This is a genomic window from Sphingobacterium sp. UBA2610 (genome assembly GCF_002339225.1).
In the GTDB taxonomy this organism is placed as follows: domain Bacteria; phylum Bacteroidota; class Bacteroidia; order Sphingobacteriales; family Sphingobacteriaceae; genus Sphingobacterium; species Sphingobacterium multivorum.
Genome location: NZ_DDKA01000001.1, coordinates 112,572 through 120,278, shown reverse-complemented (window position 1 = coordinate 120,278; position 7,707 = coordinate 112,572). Strand labels below are relative to the sequence as shown.

The 7,707-nt window shown below is 39.6% G+C and carries 6 protein-coding genes; 2 read left to right on the top strand and 4 right to left on the bottom strand.

All coding sequences use genetic code 11. The annotated features are described in order from the left end of the window. Nucleotides 1–136: 136 nt before the first annotated feature. From B4Z47_RS00505 to B4Z47_RS00495, 3 genes are read right to left on the bottom strand one after another with little or no spacing between them, the layout of a single operon-like run. Nucleotides 137–1,228, bottom strand: a complete 1,092-nt coding sequence (locus B4Z47_RS00505) for a glycosyltransferase family 4 protein (protein ID WP_236560225.1) — start codon at nt 1,226–1,228, stop codon at nt 137–139. Nucleotides 1,229–1,277: 49 nt separating this feature from the next. Continuing rightward, nucleotides 1,278–2,279: a lysylphosphatidylglycerol synthase transmembrane domain-containing protein gene (locus B4Z47_RS00500; RefSeq protein ID WP_115045731.1), complete on the bottom strand. Its 1,002-nt coding sequence runs from the start codon at nt 2,277–2,279 to the stop codon at nt 1,278–1,280. After that, entirely contained in the window at nt 2,267–3,442 is a 1,176-nt protein-coding gene (locus B4Z47_RS00495) for a glycosyltransferase family 4 protein (protein WP_115045733.1), read from the bottom strand. Before B4Z47_RS00495 ends, B4Z47_RS00500 begins: the two co-directional genes overlap by 13 nt. Nucleotides 3,443–3,588: 146 nt before the next feature. Here B4Z47_RS00495 and B4Z47_RS00490 point away from each other — a divergent pair, with 146 nt between their 5' ends. Further along, the gene (locus B4Z47_RS00490) at nt 3,589–4,632 is read left to right on the top strand and encodes an endonuclease/exonuclease/phosphatase family protein (RefSeq protein WP_115045734.1); all 1,044 of its coding nucleotides are present in this window, start codon (nt 3,589–3,591) and stop codon (nt 4,630–4,632) included. Nucleotides 4,633–4,766: 134 nt separating this feature from the next. Here B4Z47_RS00490 and B4Z47_RS00485 read toward each other — a convergent pair whose 3' ends face one another. Next, complete coding sequence (locus B4Z47_RS00485) at nt 4,767–6,392, bottom strand: ABC-F family ATP-binding cassette domain-containing protein (RefSeq protein ID WP_115045736.1); 1,626 nt, start codon at nt 6,390–6,392, stop codon at nt 4,767–4,769. A 271-nt stretch (nt 6,393–6,663) separates the two neighbouring features. On the opposite strand from B4Z47_RS00485, the gene B4Z47_RS00480 reads away from it, so the two are divergent. Next, the gene (locus B4Z47_RS00480) at nt 6,664–7,644 is read left to right on the top strand and encodes a hypothetical protein (protein ID WP_115045738.1); all 981 of its coding nucleotides are present in this window, start codon (nt 6,664–6,666) and stop codon (nt 7,642–7,644) included. Nucleotides 7,645–7,707 lie beyond the last annotated feature (63 nt).

The following is a 7,707-nucleotide window of genomic DNA, read 5'->3' as shown; positions in this document are numbered from 1 at the left end:
AAGCAAGCAAGCAAGCAAGCAAACAAGCAAGCAAGCAAGCAAGCAAGTAAGCAAGTAAGTTCTATAAACAATGCCTTTTGAAGAGCTTTCCGCGTGGATGACAGAAGCAGTCAACTTGATGCGGTATTAAATTCAATTATTTATCTGCTGCTGTAATTAAGTCTGCAAATGATTGGCAATAGGATCTGGCCATAATATCCCAGCTATATTGTTTTAGGGTATTCTGTTTAAATTGTAGGCTTAGCTTTTTATAGTGGACTGGATCTTCTAAAATGGCTTGAAGTTGTTCGATCCATGCGTTTTGGTTTTCGCTTGGCAGGAGAAGCCCATTGTAATTGTGTGTAACGGCGCTTGTAATTCCTTCTAATTCGGCGGCAACAACAATTGTGCCTGCTGTGGAAGCTTCTAGGCAGACGAGCCCAAAGCCTTCCATATCACCGGCCATTTCAATATTGGGCATCAAAAAGGCCTGTGCGTTGGTCAGGAGGCTTTGCAGTTGTTCGAATGGAACTTTTCCAAGATGTTCAATTTTTTCGGGGTATGCTTTCAGTAATTTTCGGATGGCCCCTTGATCGGTGGGAAATCCGAGGAATAGGGTGATTAAATGATTTATCTTTTTTGGTGTAAGCTGCAATAGGCGTTCTTTCCATTGCGGTTTTTGATCGAATGGCCCCACCATTAGTAATTTGAAATCGCCCTGAATCGCGGGGATGACATGTTTCATCAACCACGAGAAGCCCTTCCGCTTAACAGGGCGTCCCAAAGTGATAAAATAGGGCCTGCTTTCGCAGGTTGGTTCATTGTTTTGAGTGGAGCAGTGTATCGGATCTACACCGTTGGGTATAACAATGATTTTGGATGGATCGATACCGCGTAACTGTGCGGCGTCGGCGGTGGCTTGGCTAACGGCAATAAGCTGATCAAAAGTGTTAAACCGCGGTATAATCTTACGTTGAAAATAACGAAGTGGAAAAACGATATCCAGACCGTGAAGCGTGACAGCACGTTTTAAATGGGTATATCCTTTGTGAAAAGAGGCGAAGGATGCAATTAATCCATCATTAAAGTGGATAAGCTTGATGCCGGGGTTATCGTTAATTTTGGCTAGAATGCGGCGATTCAGTAGGAAGAAGAAGGCTAAAAGAGGTTCCCTATTGTCATAGACTAAGGTGTGTACCTTCAAGTAAAGAGCCGCAGTATTGATCAGTTCAAAGCTTTGTTTTTCCATACCGCCAACACTTGGGGGATATTTGTGGCTGACAAAAAGTATTTCTATTTCAGAGGGGTACATGTACTGGTTTCTTTTTGATGCATAGATAAAATATAAAACCCAGTGCTACCCAGGTGAGCTGTCGGCCGCGACGTAATAATGAAGCACTGAGCCAAATACTACCTCCTGTAATACCGATCATATGGAGTAGGAGCTTATTGGCGATTTCTTCAATACCCAGTTGTCCTGGAATAAAAGCACCGATGCTTTTTAGCACAATGACGCTCATATCTACTATTAAACCATGTATTGGTTGTACTGAAACACCCAAAAATTTTAGAATATAATAGAATTCAAGGCTGCCAATAATCCAATGTAGTGCAAAAAGTAAGTAAGAATACCAAAAAACCTTATTTTGATGTTTATAAAAGTCTTTTACACTCCAAAGTAGTGACTGAACATGCGCTTGTGTTTTTCCAAAAGGTGTTGCTGTTGAAGCCTTGGTTTGTGAGGGACTTTTTGCAGCTATTAACCAGTAAAGTATCAAGATCATCAAAAGAAATAAGAACATACAGATCATATAAATTACTGGGCCTGCGTAGCGTATAATTTCATTTTTTAAAGGAGAAAATATCAACCAAATCATAGCAATCAAAAAGAGTGTCAATTGAGACAGTACGGCAGTAATACGGGATATTGCAACCGAATTCAATCCTTCTTTTAAAGGAATGTCATAACGGGTTATCAATTGTGCCTTTAATAAATCGCCACCGATAATGCTGGTGGGATTGAATAGTCCAACGGTTTCCCCGATTTGACGGACGGCAAAGAGTTCGAGCAGATTGACCTTCTTTTTTGCAGGGCCTAAACATATCCACCAAGCTAATGTACCTAAAAAATAGGCCGCGCAAGTTGTAAACAAAATAACGATGAAGCGATAACCAACAGAGGAGAGCTCTTTTTTCAACGCATTTAAATCGCTTTTCGCTAAAAAGATCGTGATGGACGCCAGAATCAAAAGTAAAAAAACACCTTTGATGAGTTGGCTTGGGTTTGTTAATTTGCCCATGCCAAATCGACTTCCTGTGTTTTGTCTATCAATAGTTCAATGTCATTAAAATAGCGTCCAGCTAGTCTATTCCAATCCAGTTGCCCAACATAGGATAGACCTTCAATGACGAGATTCTTTTTTAAGCTTGCGTCGGAGAGAATTTTTTTGAGGTAGTAAACATATCCAGCCGCATTTTCAGGTTGACACTTAAATCCATTTTTTCCGTGCTGAATCAAGGAGGCCGAGCCTCCGCCGTTGGCGATAACACAAGGAAGTCCGGATGCTAATGCTTCGACGACGACGTTTCCATACGTTTCTGAGACCGACGGAAAAACAAAGGCATCGGCCGAAGCATATAAAATTGCGAGCTCATCATGGCTTTTCTTTCCTAAGAAAATAGCTTTAGGCATCTCTTGCATCGCAATTATTTTGGCTGTTCCTTCACCGACAACAATGAAATTATAGTCGAGGTTTTGAGCCTGTATCTGTTGATAGATTTCAATAAGCGTTTTAATATTTTTTTCCCAGACGATACGACTGACAAAAAGGATTGTTGGTTTGTCATTCTTTGTGATGGTCTGCAGTTGAGATAGATTCTTTTTTTGGGGGTTAAACAGAGCTGTGTCTATTCCTCTTTGCCACAGTTTTAATCCTTCTTGTTGTAAGCCGATCTGCTGTAATTCATTTAGAATGGATTTGGTCGGTACATAGACAATATCACATTTGTTGTAAAAGTTATTCATTGCTTTTTTCATCCATTGTTCAGTCGGTTTGACTAAGGGTAATATGTTTTTGAAATAATAGGCAATGTATGAAATGAAGTGTGTATGATAGATTGTAAGGACAGGAATACCTTTCCGTTTGGCATAATTCAATGCAAAAAAACCTAAAAGGGAAGGAGTCGCAATATGGATCATGTCGGGAGCAAATTTATCTAAAGCGAGCTCAAGTTTCTTTTTAATAAGCTGTGGAATAGCGAGACAATAATCGTCATTGACCGGTATTTTGAATGTGGGAACCTTGTAAGAATGGAAAGTTCGAAATTGCGTAGGGCCGCCGCCATAAATAAAGAAATAGTTGAATTTCTGCTGGTCTATACGGTTTATCAGCTGAAACATTGTCCGTGATGCACCGTCAAAATCCTCGACGAGTATCTCTGTAAAGAAGGCTACCTTTCTCATGTTATTCTTATTAGGGGTTGTATAAAAATAGTTGAAAGCTGTAACCCCTATGCTATGCAGGTATTAACCTTTTGTCATTATAGTGTTTATAAATTATTAGTTTTTAATGATTTGTGCATGATTATTAAAAGTAGAATTAATTGAATATGATAATAGAGCTAATGTTGGTGGAGTACCTTTGGAGTGAACAAAATATTCAGTCCATGCTATTAGATCTATTGTTCGAAAAAAAAATTAGACCCAAGGGTTTTCGAAAGATTGTCATCTTATTTATTTGTGCGTCTGCCGGTGTTATGTTGGGTTTTAAGTTGAAGCCAAAACAACAGCCGAAGTTTAGTAATTCGGTGTATGCAGCTATGCCGGAGGCGACATACGGAAAGCTAAATTTGTTAACATACAATATAGCTGGCCTTCCTGAATTGATTTCCAGTGCTGTAACCGAGCGGTCTTCCAGTATTACGTCGATCGGCAATCGGATCAATGCGTTTGATATTGTCAATGTACAGGAGGACTTTAACTACAACAAGTTTCTTTACAGCGAAAATAAGCATAGCTACCGAACGGCAAATATGGGTGGAGTACCTTTTGGGGACGGGCTGAGTACACTTTCAAAATATCCGATCGTAGAGTTTGAGCGAATAAGCTGGACCGATTGCAATGGTGCAGATTGTCTGACGCCTAAAGGCTTTTCTTATGCTCGAATTCAATTGGCCAAGGCAGTATTTATTGATGTTTATAATGTACATGCTACAGCGCAGGATGATCAGAATGCAACGATTGCCCGGCAGAAGAATATAAATCAGCTAAAAGCCTATATCAAAAAGTATTCGGCTGGCAGACCACTTTTGATTATGGGTGACTTTAATGCACATTATGCTTACGAGCTGGATAACATCGGTTCTTTTCAGAAGGACTTAGGTTTGGTAGATGCATGGGTAAGTTTACGCAACAAAGGTGATATTCCTGCGCATCAAGCGAACTTTGAAGCGAAAACGGCGTTGGAGTTAACAGAGGATTGTGAAGGTATTGATAAAATCTACTATCGCAACGATCATCATTTGCTATTTGAGGCAAAGAATTATCAGGTTCAAAAAAAGCTTTTTCAAAACGAAAAGGGCCAAGATTTATCCGATCATTGTGCAGTGTCCTTACAATTAGGCTGGCGTATTGTCAAACCGTCGGTTCAGTAAAATAAAAACTTTCTCAATTCTTTCATATCAATCGCGATTAGCACTGAACCCCTCAGTGCTTTTTTAATGGACATCAAAAAAGCCCCATAAAATGAATTATGGAGCCTTTATTAAATTGGGATAAATTATCTTATTTATTTATACATTTCTTCACGTTGTGCTTTCACTACATCGCTATTAATGTATTCATCGTAAGTCATCAATTTGTCGATGATACCTTTCGGCGTCAATTCGATGATTCTATTGGCAACAGTTTCAGTCAATTCGTGGTCACGGGATGTGAACAACATGGATCCTTTAAAATCAGACATTCCATTGTTCAATGCAGTGATAGATTCCAAGTCCAAGTGATTGGTTGGTTCATCGAAGATCAGGAAGTTGGCACCTTGAAGCATCATACGGGAGAACATACAGCGCATTTTTTCTCCTCCCGAAAGCACAGATACTTTCTTCATAACCTCTTCACCGGAAAATAACATTTTCCCCAAAAATCCCCGTATAAACTGTTCATCTGCTTCTGGGTTAGTTGTATATTCTCTCAACCACTCAACCAAATTATCACTTTTTCCTTCAAAGAACGCGGCATTTTCAATCGGCATATCGGCAGGAGTGATGGTAACGCCCCATTTGAATTCGCCGCCGAAATCGGTGTCTCTACCAGTGATAATATCGTAAAATGCTGTGGTAACCAATGAATTTGGACCTAGAACAGCGATTTTATCGCCTTTATTAATCATAAACGTGATATCCTTAAAGAATACCTCGCCATTGACCGTTTTGCTTAATCCTTCAACTTGTAGCGTTTGATCTCCTGGTTCACGATTCATGGTATTGAACATGATGGCAGGATATTTTCGGTTGGATGGTTTAATCTCGTCAATATTGATCTTATCCAAGGCTTTTTTACGAGACGTAGCCTGTTTGGATTTGGAAGCATTGGCAGAGAACCGACGGATAAATTCCTGGAGTTCTTTTACTTTATCTTCCATCTTCTTGTTTTGATCAGAACGTTGCTTTAACGCTAATTGAGAAGATTCGTACCAGAATGAGTAGTTACCCGTATAGATTGTCATCTTACCAAAATCAATATCCACTGTATGCGTACATACAGCATCCAAGAAGTGACGGTCGTGGGATACAACGAGGACGATTGCTTCGTAACTCGCTAAAAAATCCTCTAACCATGCAATGGTATTAATATCCAAATCATTGGTAGGCTCATCGAGAATCAGAATATCGGGTTTACCGAATAATGCTTGCGCTAAAAGTACGCGCACTTTTTGGTTACCGTCGATTTCAGAAACCAACTTATAATGTAGTTCTTCTTTAATACCCAAACTGCTCAATAAAGTTGCGGCATTTGATTCGGCATTCCATCCATCCATTTCAGCAAAAAGACTTTCCAATTCGCCGGCACGTTCGCCGTCGGCATCAGAGAAATCCTCTTTCATGTAAATGGCATCTTTCTCTTTCATGATTTTGTAAAGCTCTTGGTTACCCATCATGACAGTTTCAAGAACAGTAAACTCGTCGAAAGCATAGTGATCCTGACTTAAAACAGACATGCGTTCGCCTGGCGTGAATGCCACTGAACCTGTCGAAGGATCAACTTCCCCTGAGATAATTTTTAAGAAAGTAGATTTACCTGCTCCATTAGCGCCAATAATACCGTAACAGTTTCCAGGTGTGAATTTTAGATTGACATCTTCGAATAGTACACGTTTACCAAAACGAAGGGAGAGATTTGACACATTAATCATGCAGCAAAGATACGTTTTAATATTGTATTTTTAACTATTTACGGTGATCAGTTTCAGGAGAAATTGCGGAGAGTAATGTTGGGGAAATCAACTGTTTTTAGCTTCTTTTGAAAACCTGTATGGTCTGAAATTTCAAAGGATGAAGAGGATCTTGAAATGACGTGTGAAATCCGGCAATGTGTGCAAACAAGGAATTAATAAATTATAAATATTGTGTTGGTGATTTAAATTGGCTTCTTTTTTGTAGACAAGAGCTGAAATGAAATCAATTATGAAAAGAAATAGAATAACCGGTGTCGTTATACTTACAGTTGCTTTTTTATTTAATATCCAAGGAGCCTCGGCTCAATTTGGAGGGCTATTGGATAAGGCAAGCAAAGCCGTTGCTTCCAAGGGAAGCAAAATGTTGGGTTTGGATAAACTGCTAAAGGAACCAGAAGCGATTAGTACAAGTTTTGAAGATGTAAATAGGAAGGGGGAGCAAATGCCCGATTTTCAAAATACGGCTGTTTATAAACCTTTAGAAAATTTGCAAAAGAATGGCAATGATGGTTACTTATTGGAGGCTGGACATTTTGAAATGACCAATAAGAGCTATTGCTTGAAAGCAGGTACTTATGCGCCTTCAAAAGGTGATGGATATATGTATGCACCTACATTGGGCAAGAAGAGAGAAGTGGTCATTGCAATTTTGAAAAGTGCTGAAAAGCACCCGGAAGTTGCACAATCTGACATACAGATGCTATTGTGGACGATCATAGCGAAGACAAAATTTATTGATTATTCGGGTCCGGTGAAAGAGACAGCCTTAAAATTGCTTACAGCTGAACAAATTTTGCATTTGGAAGGTGGTGCGCTCGGCGTTTTGCCATTCGATGTTGTCCAAAAGGCAAAAGACCAAATGCCTCCTGCAGTACAGACAATCTTTGAAGCGGAAAATAATATTCGGCAGCTCGTTTCCTCAGGAAACTATTCGTACGCTGATTTTGAACAATATGCAATCTTAGCTGGTATGGCTGAACCTCGTACGGACGTGCCAAGTGGTATTTGGACGCTTCACCCCGATGGTTATTATGTTCGCTATTTTCCAAGTGGTTATGCGATTACCAAAGTTCAGGTGTATGTCCCTCAAGAGTTGATTACAAAATTGAATGGCAAGAAGCTTGTATACGATGCAACAGACGATATTGCATGTCCGGCAAATACGGGATCGCAACGATTAGCACAAACGAATGAACCGATTCGTGATTAAGATGTGAGGCATTGAAAGGTCGATAGGAAAGAGAAGGGTATAAAGAGGAAATTTAATGAATAA

Excerpts from the sequence above, each read along its gene's own strand:
- B4Z47_RS00500 (WP_115045731.1), bottom strand. The coding sequence starts at position 2,279 with ATGGGCAAATTAACAAACCCAAGCCAACTCATCAAAGGTGTTTTTTTA.
- B4Z47_RS00505 (WP_236560225.1), bottom strand. The coding sequence starts at position 1,228 with ATGGAAAAACAAAGCTTTGAACTGATCAATACTGCGGCTCTTTACTTG.
- B4Z47_RS00485 (WP_115045736.1), bottom strand. The coding sequence starts at position 6,392 with ATGATTAATGTGTCAAATCTCTCCCTTCGTTTTGGTAAACGTGTACTA.
- B4Z47_RS00490 (WP_115045734.1), top strand. The coding sequence starts at position 3,589 with ATGATAATAGAGCTAATGTTGGTGGAGTACCTTTGGAGTGAACAAAAT.
- B4Z47_RS00480 (WP_115045738.1), top strand. The coding sequence starts at position 6,664 with ATGAAAAGAAATAGAATAACCGGTGTCGTTATACTTACAGTTGCTTTT.
- B4Z47_RS00495 (WP_115045733.1), bottom strand. The coding sequence starts at position 3,442 with ATGAGAAAGGTAGCCTTCTTTACAGAGATACTCGTCGAGGATTTTGAC.